This is a genomic window from Staphylococcus sp. SB1-57 (assembly GCF_017086425.1).
GTDB lineage: Bacteria > Bacillota > Bacilli > Staphylococcales > Staphylococcaceae > Staphylococcus > Staphylococcus warneri_A.
Map to the genome: position 1 here is coordinate 1,249,175 of NZ_CP070964.1, position 15,873 is coordinate 1,265,047.

The 15,873-nt window shown below is 32.1% G+C and carries 16 protein-coding genes; 11 read left to right on the forward strand and 5 right to left on the reverse strand.

Going from position 1 to position 15,873, the window contains the following annotated elements; all coding sequences use genetic code 11:
• Positions 1–38 precede the first annotated feature (38 nt).
• The gene (locus JX000_RS06225; protein ID WP_049425197.1) at positions 39–1,685 is read left to right on the forward strand and encodes a glycoside hydrolase family 13 protein; all 1,647 of its coding nucleotides are present in this window, start codon (positions 39–41) and stop codon (positions 1,683–1,685) included.
• Between the two features lie 65 nt (positions 1,686–1,750).
• On the opposite strand, the gene JX000_RS06230 is transcribed toward JX000_RS06225, so the two are convergent.
• Both JX000_RS06230 and zwf read right to left on the reverse strand, forming a co-directional pair.
• The gene (locus tag JX000_RS06230; RefSeq protein WP_049425196.1) at positions 1,751–2,620 is read right to left on the reverse strand and encodes an AraC family transcriptional regulator; all 870 of its coding nucleotides are present in this window, start codon (positions 2,618–2,620) and stop codon (positions 1,751–1,753) included.
• 230 nt (positions 2,621–2,850) lie between these two features.
• Positions 2,851–4,335: a glucose-6-phosphate dehydrogenase gene (gene zwf / locus JX000_RS06235; RefSeq protein ID WP_206140518.1), complete on the reverse strand. Its 1,485-nt coding sequence runs from the start codon at positions 4,333–4,335 to the stop codon at positions 2,851–2,853.
• Positions 4,336–4,651: 316 nt separating this feature from the next.
• On the opposite strand from zwf, the gene rnz reads away from it, so the two are divergent.
• Entirely contained in the window at positions 4,652–5,572 is a 921-nt protein-coding gene (gene rnz / locus JX000_RS06240; RefSeq protein ID WP_049425195.1) for a ribonuclease Z, read from the forward strand.
• A 40-nt stretch (positions 5,573–5,612) separates the two neighbouring features.
• Here rnz and proC read toward each other — a convergent pair whose 3' ends face one another.
• On the reverse strand, positions 5,613–6,425 hold the full coding sequence (proC, locus tag JX000_RS06245; RefSeq protein WP_002451111.1) for a pyrroline-5-carboxylate reductase: 813 nt from the start codon (positions 6,423–6,425) through the stop codon (positions 5,613–5,615).
• 159 nt (positions 6,426–6,584) lie between these two features.
• On the opposite strand from proC, the gene JX000_RS06250 reads away from it, so the two are divergent.
• Complete coding sequence (locus JX000_RS06250; RefSeq protein ID WP_049425194.1) at positions 6,585–7,346, forward strand: SDR family NAD(P)-dependent oxidoreductase; 762 nt, start codon at positions 6,585–6,587, stop codon at positions 7,344–7,346.
• A gap of 93 nt (positions 7,347–7,439) precedes the next feature.
• Here JX000_RS06250 and JX000_RS06255 read toward each other — a convergent pair whose 3' ends face one another.
• The gene (locus tag JX000_RS06255) at positions 7,440–8,348 is read right to left on the reverse strand and encodes an aldo/keto reductase (protein ID WP_124228283.1); all 909 of its coding nucleotides are present in this window, start codon (positions 8,346–8,348) and stop codon (positions 7,440–7,442) included.
• A gap of 82 nt (positions 8,349–8,430) precedes the next feature.
• On the opposite strand from JX000_RS06255, the gene JX000_RS06260 reads away from it, so the two are divergent.
• The 3 genes from JX000_RS06260 to xerD all read left to right on the forward strand — a co-directional run bounded on the left by JX000_RS06260 (position 8,431) and on the right by xerD (position 10,525).
• Positions 8,431–8,973: an NUDIX domain-containing protein gene (locus JX000_RS06260; protein WP_049425192.1), complete on the forward strand. Its 543-nt coding sequence runs from the start codon at positions 8,431–8,433 to the stop codon at positions 8,971–8,973.
• A gap of 104 nt (positions 8,974–9,077) precedes the next feature.
• A complete protein-coding gene (fur, locus tag JX000_RS06265) occupies positions 9,078–9,524 on the forward strand; it encodes a ferric iron uptake transcriptional regulator (RefSeq protein WP_049425191.1) in 447 nt (148 codons plus the stop codon).
• 113 nt (positions 9,525–9,637) lie between these two features.
• Positions 9,638–10,525: a site-specific tyrosine recombinase XerD gene (gene xerD, locus JX000_RS06270; RefSeq protein ID WP_049425190.1), complete on the forward strand. Its 888-nt coding sequence runs from the start codon at positions 9,638–9,640 to the stop codon at positions 10,523–10,525.
• A 41-nt stretch (positions 10,526–10,566) separates the two neighbouring features.
• On the opposite strand, the gene JX000_RS06275 is transcribed toward xerD, so the two are convergent.
• Positions 10,567–11,103, reverse strand: coding sequence for a DUF309 domain-containing protein (locus JX000_RS06275; RefSeq protein WP_206140519.1), 537 nt, complete (start codon positions 11,101–11,103; stop codon positions 10,567–10,569).
• Positions 11,104–11,195: 92 nt separating this feature from the next.
• Here JX000_RS06275 and JX000_RS06280 point away from each other — a divergent pair, with 92 nt between their 5' ends.
• The 5 genes from JX000_RS06280 to JX000_RS06300 all read left to right on the forward strand — a co-directional run bounded on the left by JX000_RS06280 (position 11,196) and on the right by JX000_RS06300 (position 15,778).
• Complete coding sequence (locus tag JX000_RS06280; RefSeq protein WP_049425188.1) at positions 11,196–11,927, forward strand: segregation and condensation protein A; 732 nt, start codon at positions 11,196–11,198, stop codon at positions 11,925–11,927.
• On the forward strand, positions 11,920–12,462 hold the full coding sequence (scpB, locus tag JX000_RS06285; RefSeq protein ID WP_002451119.1) for an SMC-Scp complex subunit ScpB: 543 nt from the start codon (positions 11,920–11,922) through the stop codon (positions 12,460–12,462). Before JX000_RS06280 ends, scpB begins: the two co-directional genes overlap by 8 nt.
• The gene (locus JX000_RS06290; RefSeq protein ID WP_002451120.1) at positions 12,455–13,195 is read left to right on the forward strand and encodes a pseudouridine synthase; all 741 of its coding nucleotides are present in this window, start codon (positions 12,455–12,457) and stop codon (positions 13,193–13,195) included. Before scpB ends, JX000_RS06290 begins: the two co-directional genes overlap by 8 nt.
• A 131-nt stretch (positions 13,196–13,326) precedes the next feature.
• On the forward strand, positions 13,327–14,052 hold the full coding sequence (locus JX000_RS06295; RefSeq protein ID WP_002451121.1) for a response regulator transcription factor: 726 nt from the start codon (positions 13,327–13,329) through the stop codon (positions 14,050–14,052).
• Entirely contained in the window at positions 14,036–15,778 is a 1,743-nt protein-coding gene (locus tag JX000_RS06300; RefSeq protein WP_124228285.1) for an ATP-binding protein, read from the forward strand. The genes JX000_RS06295 and JX000_RS06300 overlap by 17 nt, the downstream gene beginning before the upstream one ends.
• Positions 15,779–15,873: the final 95 nt, after the last annotated feature.

Below are 15,873 nucleotides of genomic sequence, written 5' to 3' on the forward strand. Positions count from 1 at the left end.
TTCGTTAATTAACAATATATATTAGAGGTGTACTTAAGATGACTAAAAATTGGTGGAAAGAAGCCGTTGCATATCAAGTTTATCCGAGAAGTTTTAATGATAGTAACAACGATGGTATAGGGGATTTACCCGGTGTGATTGAAAAATTAGATTACTTAAAAGATTTAGGTATAGATGTAATTTGGTTGAGTCCAATGTACAAATCTCCAAATGATGACAATGGCTATGATATAAGTGACTATCAAGCGATTATGGCCGAATTTGGTACAATGAATGACTTTGATCAATTGTTAGAAGGTGTTCATCAACGTGGAATGAAATTAATACTAGATTTAGTTGTAAATCATACTTCTGATGAACATCCATGGTTTATCGAATCAAGATCAAGTAAAGATAATCCTAAACGTGACTGGTATATTTGGGAAGATCCAAAACCTGATGGCTCGGAACCTAATAACTGGGAAAGTATTTTTAATGGTTCAACATGGGAATATGATGCCAAAACAGGTCAATATTATTTCCATTTGTTTAGTAAAAAACAACCAGATTTAAATTGGAATAATAAAGACGTTAGAAAAGCTGTATTCGATATGATGAATTGGTGGTTTGATAAGGGTATTGATGGGTTCAGAGTGGATGCAATTACACATATTAAGAAAACGTTTGAAGCAGGTGATTTACCTGTACCAAATGGTAAAACATACGCACCTGCATTTGACGTCGATATGAATCAACCCGGTATCCAAGATTGGTTACAAGAAATGAAAGATCAATCATTGTCTAACTATGATATTATGACTGTTGGTGAAGCTAATGGTGTGACACCTGACGATGCTGATGAATGGGTCGGAGAAAAAAATGGTAAATTTAATATGATTTTCCAATTTGAACATTTAGGACTTTGGAGTACTGGAGATTCTCAATTTGATGTCAGCGCATATAAAAATGTACTAAATCGATGGCAAAAACGCCTAGAAGGCGTAGGCTGGAACGCACTATTTATTGAAAATCATGACCAACCAAGACGTGTGTCAACATGGGGGAATGACACAGATTATTGGTATGAATCAGCTACAAGTCACGCAGTCGTGTATTTCTTACAACAAGGTACACCATTTATATATCAAGGACAAGAAATTGGTATGACAAATTATCCATTTGATAGTATTGAAACATTTAACGATGTGGCAGTTAAAAATGAATATCAAATCGTTAAAGAACAAGGTGGTGACGTCAATCAATTATTGGATAAATATAAAATGGAAAACAGAGACAATGCTCGTACGCCTATGCAATGGAATAACGAAAAAAACGCAGGCTTTACAGATGGTCAACCATGGTTCCCAGTAAATACTAACTATAAAGAGATTAACGTGGCTGACCAACAAGAGGATGCGAATTCTGTACTAAATTTTTACAAATCTCTAATTCAATTAAAAAAATCTGCTGATATTTATACTTATGGTCAATTTGATTTAGTGGATGCTGATAACCCTAATATCTTTGCTTATTCAAGAACGCTTAACAATGAGAAGGTATTAATCGTGGGTAATTTAACTGATAAAGTGAGCCAATTAAATATAGATCTTGATGTAGATCGTTTAGAAACATTACTTCACAACTATAAGAAAGAAATTAATATAAAACAAATCGAGCCTTATGAAGCTTTTGTACTAAAGTTATAATTCAAAAAAAATCATGCCTACAAATATGACTAAATGTCATTTTTGTAGGCATGATTTTTTTATGTCTAATTTTCATTATTATAATGCTCTTGCTCAACAGGTAACCATAATTGAATTTTTGTAAAAGGATCATCAAATGAAATTTCTAAAGGATATACTTCTACATATAAACTATTTCTTTCATAAGGTAACGTCAACTGTAAACTTGTTTCGATATAATACCAAGCCTCATTTACCGTATAATCAATTTCCCCTTGTAAATTAAACTTAGCATAGTGTCTACCAGGTAGAAATCTACTTTCTAAATGAGCTGGATAACGCTCACTCGGTACACCTACGAAAATTTCTAACCCAGAATCTAAAGGACAACTTATAACAAATAATTCAAATGGACTTATATCATTATAACGTCGTAACTCTTTTAAATGACCATCTAATAGCAAATCTTCTAAAAAGTCAGGCACATTAAAAGGGTTTGACAAATCCTTTGCATCGATATATCTTGCATAACCAACTAAAGAGATGTCATCCGTTTCTTCTAGTCGATAGGGATAAGGCGCTCTCTCTGTTGTTGTCAATTTTATATAAATGCGTTCTTGCATTTTAAGTTCATCTTTTTTAGTTGATGCTTGTATTGGTGAAACGCCATGAAAGTCACTAAAATCATTTGCAAAATCATTCGAATTTGCATATCTATACTTCTTAGCAACGTCTACCAAACGACTCGCACTATGTTTGACGTCTATAGCAGCTAGTGTCAGCTTTCTAGCTCTTGCATACGCCTCTGGTGAAAGACCTACAATCATTTTAAATGATTGTTCAAGGTGAAAGGGAGAGAGACCAACGTAATCACTTAATTCTTGCAAATTAAACGGCTCAAGTAGACGGTCTTCGATATAAACAATTGCCTGTTGTATTTGCTTGATAACGTCCAAAATATTCACTCCAATTATTTTCAATCATTAACTTTTATTCTACATTATTTTGTCTAAATATACACCTGAAAGCATAGCAATAAATGAATTAATTAAAAAAAGTGAACGACTACAGGTACTAAATGTAATGATATTGAACACACCTATGCGTTTCAATATCATTATCATTTCAAATACCATATAATCATTCACTATTTGATTTATTTAATCATCCATTGAGTTACAACATATTATTGAATATCGTCCCACCAGTGATTACCATCTCTACTTAATAACAAGTCGCTTTCTAACGGACCGTTTGTGCCAGATGTATAGTTAGGGAAGTCTGGTTCTACCATATTCCATTGTTCTTGAATCGCATCAACAAATTTCCAAGTTGATTTTAATTCTTCCCAATGTGTAAAGTTAGTAGCATCACCTTTAAGACAATCAAATAATAGATTTTCATATGCGTCGACAGTATTCATTTTATCTTGTGCTCCCATTGCATATGATAATTGTACTGGTTCAGTATCAATACCTTGAATATTTTTCTTAGCATTTAAGTGAAGTGATACACCTTCATTTGGTTGAATATTAATGACTAATAAATTAGAATCTAGTAATTTATCTGTTTGATAATATAAGTTCATAGGTACTTCTTTAAATTCAACTACCACTTGAATCGTTTTAGACTTCATTCGTTTACCAGTTCGAATATAGAATGGTACACCTGCCCATCTAAAATTATCAATTGTTAATTTACCAGACACAAACGTAGGTGTTATTGAATCTTCAGCAACTCGATCTTCTTCACGATATGATTTCACTTCTTGTCCTTCAATGACACCTCGATCATATTGTCCACGAACAAAGTTCTTTCTCACATCTTGCGGACGTAATTGACGTAAAGATTTTAATACTTTAACCTTTTCAGCTCTAATATCTTCACTATTTAAGCTAATAGGGGCTTCCATTGCTAATAAAGCAACCATTTGTAACATATGGTTTTGAACCATATCTTTTAATGCACCGCTAGATTCATAATAACCACCACGATCTTCCACACCTAAAACTTCAGAGGATGTAACTTGGATATTAGAAATGTATTTATTATTCCATAGCGGTTCGAACATGGCATTAGCAAAACGTAGCACTTCAATATTTTGAACCATATCTTTTCCTAAATAATGATCGATACGATAAATTTCTTCTTCTTTAAATGAACGTCTTATTTGATTATTTAATGATTCAGCTGATTTCAAGTCACTGCCAAATGGTTTTTCTATAACTAGGCGTTTAAAGCCTGAGGTATTAGTTAAGCCAGAAGATTTTAAATAATCTGAGATAACACCAAAGAATTGTGGTGCCATAGCAAGATAGAACAGACGATTACCTTTTAAACCGAATTGAGTATCTAACTGATTACTAAACTCTAATAATAATTGATAACTTTCTTCGTCACTTACATCATGCTTGTGATAAAACACATGTTCCATGAATTCATCAATTTTATGTGTTTCATTAACATGTGATTGGATTGACGCTTTAACTTGCTCACGGAACATATCGTTACTAATATCACGGCGACCAATTCCAATAATAGCAATATGTTCATCTAAGTTATCTTGTTGAAAAAGGTGGAAAATGGACGGGAACAATTTTCGATGACTTAAATCACCAGTTGCTCCGAAAATTGTAATTAAACAAGGTATATGTTTTTGTTTTGTACTCAAGATTAAAACCTCAATTCTATAAAAAGATATATGATTGTTATATTATATGATAAAGAAAACTTATGGTCATATAATATGCTTTGTAAAAAGTCATAACGTATCTATGATTTATTTAAATGATAATCGATAATGACTATAATTACCAAATTATTCGACTTACGTATAGTAATACTAAACATTGTATTTACATCAAGAATGACTCATATGCGTTTTTATTCTTTCTCATAATCATTCATGTTATATATACATTTTATTTCTTATTATAAAAATTGTCATTATATATGATAAAATAAATCGAAGAGAAGGAGGTGTGAGCATGGAAGTCACATTTTTCGGTACTAGCGCTGGACTACCAACTAAAGAGAGAAACACACAAGCAATTGCATTAAATCTTGAACCTTATTCTAATTCAATATGGCTTTTTGATGTAGGTGAAGGAACACAACATCAAATTCTTCATCATTCGATTAAATTAGGTAAAGTCGATCATATATTTATTACACATATGCATGGTGATCATATTTTTGGACTTCCAGGATTACTAACTAGCAGATCCTTTCAAGGTGGAGAAAACAAACCTCTCACACTCATCGGACCTAAGGGTATTCAAAAATATATTGAAACCACATTAACTTTATCAGAATCACATCTCAATTATCCAATTACATACATAGAGATAGACGAATCCTTAAATTATCATCATGATGGCTTTACAGTACAAGCTGAAATGTTAAATCATGGTATTATATCTTATGGTTATCGTATAGAGACACCAACAACACCAGGTACTATTGATGTAGATGCACTAAAAGCAATTGGACTTGAACCTGGACCTAAATATCAGGAAGTAAAAACAAATAATACCTTTGAATTTAATGGGAAAATTTATCAGTCTGATGAATTCAAAGGAGAAGCGAAGTCCGGCCCAGTTGTTGCTATATTTGGTGACACAAAGCCATGTCCTAATGAACATATTATAGCAAATGATGCCGATATTATGGTTCATGAAGCCACTTATATAGAAGGTGAAAAAACGCTAGCCAATAGTTATCATCATAGTCATATCGATGATGTGTTCGATTTAATTCGTCAATCAAATGTCAAACATAGCTTAATCACGCATATGAGTAATCGATATACTAAAGAAGAAATCGAAAATATATACCAAGAACTTAAAGCATTACCAGATACACCAGATTTTACTTTCGTTAATGACTTTGATTCTTTTAAAATTTAAAAAACGCCACTGACCAAAATCAGTGGCGTTTTTTAACTATTTAATCATCTGTATTGGATAATTCAACACTACGGTTAACTGCAGCACTTAAACAATCTTCAAATACAGCAACTAAATCATATTGAGATAGGGCATCTAAACCAGCTTGTGTTGTACCGCCTTTAGATGTAATATTTTTCCTTAATTGTTCCATGCTTAAATCAGAGCGTTCAATCATTTTACTTGTACCAATAATTAAATTACGAATAGATTCTTCAACTTGATCTTTTTCTAGACCTAATTGTGTACCAGCTTTAACATATTGTTCAAATACATGATATAAAAATGCAGGTCCGCTTCCTGTTATCGCCGTTACTTGATGTAAGTGATCTTCTGAGACCTCTATAACTGAACCAAACGCATTAATCAATTCATTTACTTCATCTTTAGCTTTAGGACCAAAATTATTTGAAAAGCTAATGCCTGTTACAGAATGACCGACTTGCGCATTAGTATTAGGCATAATGCGAGCTAATGGATTATTGGTATTTAATTGCTCTCTTATATAATCAATGGATAAACCAGCCATAATTGAAATGAAACGATTACTATCAGTGATTGAATCTTTAATTCTATCAGCTAATGCTTCGAAATCATGTGGTTTCGTACCTAAGAATACGTAGTCAGCATCCTTAAGTAATGCTTCATCATCATAGCTATAATTCACACCTAATTGTTCCGCAAAATCTTTGAGTGCCGCTTCATTCGATTTGTTTGTTAAATAAATATCATTAGGATCTAAATTATTAGAATTAATAATGCCTGTAAAGATTGCTTGTGCCATATTGCCTGCACCATAAAATACAAGTTTCATATACTTCACATCACCTTCATTTTAGTTATAAAATAATGATATCTTACGAATATAACTACATAGTAACATATATTAGTTATATTCAATATTAAGTATACAATTTATCTTCATTTTTATATTAAAATAAGATATCTCTATATAAGAAAGAGAGTGAATACCATGATAGGGCAACACTATATTATTACAGGTGGTACAAGTGGCTTAGGATTAGATATTGTACATGAACTGATTAAAAGAGGGACTCATGTAACCATACTTGCACGTGACATGCAGAAATTTCGACAAATTCATTTCGGTAACCAATCATATTTAGTCGATGTCATAGAATGCGATTTGCAAAATAGACAAGACATAGTCAATATTTCATCTCAAATTAAAACACCTATACACGGATTGATATATAGTTCTGGATTAGGTTATTTTAAATCTATTGCATCGCATACAGCAGAAGAAATGATCGAAACATACGATGTTAACTTAATTAGTTTCAATTTACTATACAATACGATAAAGCCATATTTAATAAAACATGCGCATATTGTGGGCATATCAAGTCAAGCTGCATTTGTAACACAGTCTCACGCTGCTCACTATGGTGCATCTAAAGCTGCTTTTAATCAAGTTCTCAACGCACTTCGATTAGAAGAACCCAATTTACACGTTATGTCAGTGAATACAGGCCCAATTGATACACCATTTCACCAGAAAGCAGATCCTTCCTTATCATATTTTAACCAGTATCGTTCGATAATGATTCAATCCAACCAACTCGCACAACGTATCGTAGAAGGTATTATTAAAGAAAAGCAAGAAATCAATGCCCCAACATGGATGCACCAAATGTTAAAGTTATATCAGTTAGCACCTAGATTTTTAGAAAAACACTTCTCTCACTTGTTTAATAACAAAAGCAATCATTAAACTTTTACTTATGTATATTTGAATAAGAAAATAAAATATTAAAAAAAGCCACTAAATGAATGATCAGTCATTTAATGGCTTTTACTATATCTATTATTTTAAATGTTGCGTATATTGTAAATCTTTAACGCGTTCTCTAGAGGCTTTAATTTGATCTAAGCTTACATCTTTATAATAATTTTTAACATTTTCTTCTAGTTGTTCTACGCTACTTGCACCTACGATGATAGAACCTAACGCGTCATGTGATTTGAGATAATTAAATGAAAGGGCAGTTAGATTACTTTCGATTTCTTTAACAGAAGCAATGGTTTCACCTAATTCATCTTGTGTATAGTCGAATATACCATCAGCGAACTTTTTATCTAATGCTTCGTTACTATTAGACGTTAATAAACCTTTAAATACTGGACCACGTGCTAATACTTTAATTTGTTTTTCATGAATGTCGTCCAATAAGCTTTCAGGTCGATTATCAATTAAGTTAAATTGAGACATTAATGTTTCAATTTGACTATGTTTTAAATAATAATCAATCACGTTGGGGCGAATAGATGAAATACCATATGCACGAATAAGTCCTTCTTGTTTTAATTCATCAAACGCACTAATTGTTTCATCTAAAGGATCATCAATTGTACCACCATGTAATTGATATAAATCAATATAATCTAACCCTAAACGTTGTAATGATCCTTTCACACCTTCTTTAATGTGTTTCTTTGAAGGGTCCCAAGTAATATTGCCATCTTCAGTCAAACGATTACCAACTTTAGTACCTATAACAATGTCATCACGATTTTGATATTGTTTTAATGCTTTACCAACGATTTCTTCATTAATACCTTGATCATACATATCAGCTGTATCAAAATAAGTAATACCATTTTCAATAGCACTTTCTATGATTGGTTGTGCAGTTTTATAATCAGTACCTAAACTCATACAACCTAAACCTAACTCAGAAATTTCTATACCACTTTTTAAGATATTTTTTTGCATGTATTTTCTCCTTTCGATACACTTTAACTAACGCATTCAGTTTATCAATTTATTAAAACATTTAAAAGGAACGTGATTATAAATGGAATTTAACGAAAAAACGATAGATAGAACAGTAATTTATAATGGAAAAATAGTTGATTTAGAAATCCATGATGTAGAACTACCCGATGGACGCACATCTAAACGTGAACTTATATATCACAATGGCGCAGTGGCAGTATGTGCCGTAACACCTGAGAATGAAGTCCTTTTAGTTAAGCAATTTAGAAAGCCCGCTGAAAAACCATTATTAGAAATTCCTGCTGGTAAATTAGAGAAAAATGAGGAACGAGAAGAAGCTGCTAAAAGAGAATTAGAAGAAGAAACTGGATATATTGCGAAAAACTTACAATTTGTGACACATATGTACGGTTCTCCAGGCTTTTCAAATGAGAAACTGACAATTTATTTTGCTGATCAATTAGAAGTAGGGCAAATGAATCTTGATGACGATGAATTTGTAGAAGTCCATAAATTCTCAATTGAGGAAATCAAACAAGCACTTCAAAATGCAGAAATTGAAGACGCGAAGACAATTATTGCGCTTCAGCATCTATTATTAAATTATAATCATTCTAAATAATGAACGAATATCCTTGCGTTTCATTGAGAAAACTGGTAATTTATATATTGAATCATACTTTAGATTAAAATGATTATAATTCTTAGTAGAGGAGTGAGGCTTCCGTGGAAGAACGATTAAATCGCGTGAAGCAACAATTACAACAGTCTTCATATAAATTAACTCCACAACGTGAGGCTACTGTAAGAGTTCTAATAGAAAACGAAAAAGACCATTTAAGTGCAGAGGATGTATATTTAAAAGTTAAAGACAAATCACCAGAGATTGGACTTGCTACCGTTTATCGTACCTTAGAATTATTAGCAGAATTAAAAGTATTAGATAAAATTAATTTTGGTGATGGTGTTGCTCGTTTCGATTTAAGAAAAGAAGGCGCTAAACATTTCCATCACCATTTAGTATGTATGGAATGCGGTAAAGTCGAAGAAATCGAAGAAGACTTATTACCAGAAGTAGAAAATCGAGTTGAAAAAGAATTTAACTTTAAAATTTTAGACCATCGATTAACGTTCCATGGTGTATGTTCAAATTGCCAAGCTAAAAAAAAGTGAAGTGACAAAATAATTTTGCTTTATCTAATTAAATCTATAAAAGTTTGGACATAGTAGGTACGCCACACACATATGATATTAAGAAGCCACCGCTTCAAAAGAGGTGCTTTATAATGGAAACAATAATAGAAGAATATTTAAAATTCATTCAAATTGAGAAGGGGTTAAGTGTTAATACAATTGGTGCTTATCGTCGAGATTTGAATAAATATAAAGAATACTTAGCTTTACAAAAGATTTCTAATATCGATTTTGTAGATCGTCAAACGATTCAAGAATGTTTAGGTTATTTAATCGATCAAGGTCAATCATCTAAATCTATCGCTAGATTTATTTCAACAATACGTAGTTTTCATCAATTTGCGTTACGTGAAAAATACGCTGCTAAAGATCCAACAGTATTGATAGAAACGCCAAAATATGAAAAGAAACTCCCAGATGTTTTAGAAGTCGACGAAGTCATTGACTTACTCAATGCACCGGATTTAAATAAAAACAACGGGTATCGAGATCGTACAATGCTTGAGTTATTATATGCTACAGGTATGCGTGTATCAGAAGTGATACAAATTGAAGTTGAAGACGTCAATTTAATGATGGGATTTGTTCGCGTATTTGGTAAAGGGGACAAAGAACGTATTGTGCCATTAGGAGATACGGTTATAGACTATTTAACTACCTATATCGAAACCGTAAGGCCACAATTACTTAAGCAAACTGTGACCAATGTCTTATTCTTAAATATGCATGGTAAACCTTTATCTAGACAAGGTATATGGAAGATGATTAAACAAAATGGTCTGAAAGCTAATATTAATAAAACCCTCACGCCACATACATTGAGACATTCATTTGCAACACATTTACTTGAAAATGGTGCCGATTTACGTGCAGTACAAGAAATGTTAGGACACTCTGATATTTCAACTACACAATTATATACACACGTTTCAAAATCACAAATTAGAAAAATGTATAATCAATACCACCCTAGAGCTTAATAAACAGTTAAAAACCAATGATACCTTTAATGCATATCGTATCATTGGTTTTTATTATTATCTAATTGAATTCTTTGATACCGTTTATCCTTTAATGCCATTTGGCGTGCTAAAACAACATCACTTTGGTCTCTTAATAAATGGTGATGAACAATATCATCATTTAAAATAGGTGATGAAACAAAATGATAATCTGAATAATGTAATTGAATTCGATTCAACATGTCAGCATTAATAGGCAATTGAATAGGTTCAAAGGGTTGTTGTTGTGCTACGCATGTCATTTGTTCGTCAAGTATCTCTAAATATCGTTGAATATTCAAATGTAATTGCGATTGATCTTGTTTATTAGCATTTTTAATCACTTGTTTTGCTTTGGAGAAAGATTTATAAGCTCCTTTAAAATTGCTACGACGAAAGTGATAGCAAGCTGTCGCACATAAAATCAAACTCACGATAGCATCTTGTTTACTAAAGTTGTCATTTTCCTTCCAAGCTTCTTCTAGTATGTCATGACATAAAAAATAGTGTTGCCTAGTATGAAAGTAGTAATAAAATTGAATTAATGCTTGTTCCATCTGAATTTCACCTTAATTTTAAAAGTTATATAAATTCATGCTATAATATTTTAGTGAAATATGCACATAAGTTGCAACATGAGGTAGATACTATGTATGAAGTAAAACTGGATGCATTTAACGGTCCACTCGATTTGTTATTACATTTAATTCAAAAATTTGAAATAGACATTTATGATATTCCTATGAAGTCATTAACAGAACAGTATATGCAATATGTTCACGCAATGAACCAATTAGAAATCAACGTAGCTAGTGAATACTTGGTTATGGCTTCAGAATTACTGATGATTAAAAGTAAATTATTGTTACCACAATCAGAGGAAGATGTCGATTTAGAAGAAGATCCACGTGAAGATTTAGTCGGTAGATTAATAGAATATCAAAACTACAAAGAGTACACTGAAATCTTAAATGAAATGAAAGTAGAACGTGATCACTATTACACTAAACATCCAACTGATTTATCACATATGGAAACACATGAATCGTGGGATCCATCGAACACGATCGATTTAACCGAATTAATAGTTGCTTATCAACGTGTTAAAAACCGAGTAGAAATCAATAAACCTCATTCCGTAGAAATTAAGAAAGAAACATTTACCATACAACAAGCTACGGCACAAGTTACGGACAGATTAAAAACAAAAGCATCCTTTAATTTCTTTAGTCTGTTTACATTTACAGAACCTATAGAACAAGTGGTGACACACTTTCTAGCTATTTTAGAAATGTCCAAATCAGGGATTATTAATATTGAACAACATCAAAACTTTGATGACATTAATATATTAAGAGGAGTGAACTACGGCGTTGAATAAGCACGGCATATTAGAAGCATTGCTCTACACATCAGGAGACGAAGGTCTCGAAGTCAAACAATTAATCGAAATATTAGAAGTAAATGAAGATGAATTAGCAGAGTTAATTGACACTTATGAATCAAATGGTCTTATGATTCAACGATTCGGAACGACATGTGTTCTTACAACAAAAAAAGATGCCTCACAATACATCGAGGCATTAATCGAACAAAAATCTAAAATGAAATTATCACAGGCTGCAATGGAAACATTATCTATTATTGCGTATAATCAACCCTTAACTCGAAGTGATATCGAACTTATTAGAGGCATTAATTCTGATGGTGCAGTTAAAACCCTCATTGCAAGAGGCTTGGTAGAAGCTAAAGAAGTCCATCATTCACGTAGTCAACAATTAATCACGACAGACTTATTTTTAAATGTATTTGGTATAGAAAAATTAGAAGATTTACCAACCACTCAAGAAGATGAAGAAGAAATGGACGCATTCTTTAGTAACTTGGTAAATCAAAAGGGAGATACAAATGAGTAAAGAATTAGAAAGATTACAAAAAAGAATTGCAAGTAGTGGTTATACATCACGTCGTAAAGCAGAAACATTAATTACTGATGGCAAAGTAAAAGTTAACGGACATGTCGTCACTGAACTGGGTACAAAAGTTTCAAATTCAGATACTGTAGAAGTTGAAGGTATCAAATTAGAGCAAGAAGATAAAATTTATATTTTATTTAATAAACCTGCACAAGTAATTACAAGTGTATCGGATGATCGTGGCCGTAAAGTTGTGACTGATTACTTTAAAGATATCGAAACACGTATTTATCCTGTAGGTCGATTAGATTACGATACATCTGGATTATTATTATTAACGAATGATGGTGAATTCACTAATTTAATGACGCACCCTAGATACCATATTAAAAAGAAATATGTTGCTAAGCTTAAAGGATATTTAATGAGAGAAGAAGTTAAAGCTTTAGAAAAAGGAATCGAACTAGAAGATGGTTTCACGCAACCTGCTCAAGTAAAAGTGAAAAACCAAGACAAAGATAAAAATACGACGCTCGTTGAAATTACGATTAGTGAAGGTAGAAATAGACAAGTACGTCGTATGTTCGAACATTTTGGTCACCAAGTTAGTAAATTAACGCGTATCCAATTTGGTCCACTTGATTTAAAAGGCTTGAATGCAGGTGAAGGTCGTGTACTCACACCTCATGAAGTAAAAACGATTCGCCATTTAGCAGAAAATGGTAATGATTAAAATAAAACACTCATATTTTTAATCTTTGAGATTTTTTTCACAAAGATTTCTTTAACACTAACTTAATGACTATTTCATATGCTATAATAACTAATGAAATGAACAGCATGTGTAGGAGGTAATTTAGTATTATGACGAATGAAATACTTATCGTTGATGACGAAGACAGAATCAGAAGATTACTTAAACTATACCTAGAAAGAGAATCTTTTGAAACACATGAAGCAAGAGATGGTAAAGAAGCTTATCAACTTGCTATGGAAAATGACTATGCGTGCATTCTTTTAGACTTAATGTTGCCAGAAATGGACGGTATCGAAGTAGCCACTCAATTAAGAGAGCATAAAGATACACCTATTATTATGCTCACTGCAAAAGGCGAAGAGACGAATCGTGTCGAAGGGTTTGAATCAGGTGCCGATGACTATATCGTTAAACCATTCTCTCCAAGAGAAGTCGTTTTAAGAGTCAAAGCATTATTAAGAAGAACGCAAACAACAACACCTGAACAAAGTGAACCTCATGCAAGAGACGTAATTGAGTTCAATCACTTAGTGATAGATAATGATGCGCATAGAGTATTAGCTGATAATGAACAGGTTAATTTAACACCAAAAGAATATGAACTATTAATTTATTTAGCTAAAACTCCTAATAAAGTATTTGATCGTGAACAATTATTAAAAGAAGTTTGGCATTATGAATTTTATGGCGATTTACGTACGGTGGATACGCACGTAAAAAGATTAAGAGAGAAACTCAACAAAGTATCGAGTGATGCAGCTCACATGATACAAACTGTTTGGGGCGTCGGTTATAAATTTGAGGTTAATACAAACGATGAACCGGCTAAATAGTGTAGTAATAAAACTGTGGTTAACTATAATTTTTATAGTAACGACAGTTTTAATTTTATTAAGTGCTGCCTTAATTACCTTTATTCAATATTACTATACACAAGAAGCGGAAGATTCCATTAAAGAAGACGCCAAACGCATAAGTAAATTGGTAGAAAACTCTACAAATCAAAACTTAGCCATCAAAAATAGCCAAACATTGATTGATAATCCCGGTGGATTAATTATCATGAAAAATACATCTACCGCATATCAACAAACCATTTCAACAGATAAACAAGCTATGCTCAAAGAAATTAAAAATAATAAAGATTTTAACCGTGTTTTCAAACATGGTGAGTCAATGACACGTAATGTCATGATTAAAGAACAGGGGAATTCACATCCGTATATATTAGTGGGTTATCCAATGAAAGCCGAGCCAGGAAGTCATACAGAATATAGCGGCGTCTTTATTTTTAAAGATTTAAAATCTATTGAAGATACCAATAATGCGATAACAATTATTATCTTAATTACCGCAATTATATTTTTAGCAGTGAGTACCATCTTTGCATTTTTCTTATCATCTAGAATTACTAAACCTTTAAGAGAGTTAAGAAATCAAGCACAAAAGGTATCACAAGGTGATTATTCACATATCACGTCAGTATCAACAAAAGATGAAATTGGAGAATTATCACGTGCATTTAATAATATGAGCTTTGAAATTCAAGAACATGTAGAAGCACTATCCACATCCAAAAATATACGTGATAGCTTAATTAATTCGATGGTTGAAGGTGTTATTGGTATTAATGAACAAAAGGATATTATTTTATCAAATAAAATGGCAGACCAAGTATTCCATACATTAGATGACAATGCTGTTGAATTAATAGAAAAACAAATTGAACAAACTTTCAATACTAAAGAAACGCAATTCCAAGAAATTGAAGCAAACACAAGGTATTATGTGATTATCATGAGTTATATTGACCGTATTCAAAACGATGGCAGAAGCGGTATTGTTGCTATTATACGTGATATGACAAATGAACATAACCTTGATCAAATGAAAAAAGACTTCATCGCAAATGTATCTCATGAATTACGAACACCGATTGCATTATTACAAGGCTATACAGAATCTATTGTAGATGGTGTTGTAACTGAACCAGATGAGATACATGAATCACTAGCAATTGTCTTAGATGAATCTAAACGTCTGAACCGCTTAGTTAATGAATTATTAAACGTAGCACGTATGGATGCTGAAGGATTATCTGTTGAGAAAGAGTCACAACCAATCGCTGATCTGCTCAACAAAATGCGAATAAAATATCGTCAACAAGCGACTGATTTAGAACTTAATATGCAGTTTGAAGTAAGCAATCAACAACTATGGGACTACGATATGGATAGAATGGATCAAGTATTAACCAATTTAATCGATAACGCATCAAGATATACACAACCTGGAGATACCATTTCGGTAAAAACTGATGAAGATGATAGATCTCATATTTTAAGCATCGCTGATACTGGTACTGGAATTGCTCCTGAACATTTACAACAAGTCTTCGATCGTTTCTATAAAGTAGATGCGTCAAGAAAAAGGGGTAAACAAGGTACTGGATTAGGCTTATTCATCTGTAAAATGATTATAGAAGAACATGGCGGTACGATTGAAGTAGAAAGTCAAGTGGGTAAAGGAACAACCTTTATTATTAAATTACCAAAATAAACATTTAAAACCTGTTAGAGTCAAATAATGTCTCTAACAGGTTTTTTATTTATTATGAAATCTATAGATTGTTAAACAATTTGATTATTTTTATG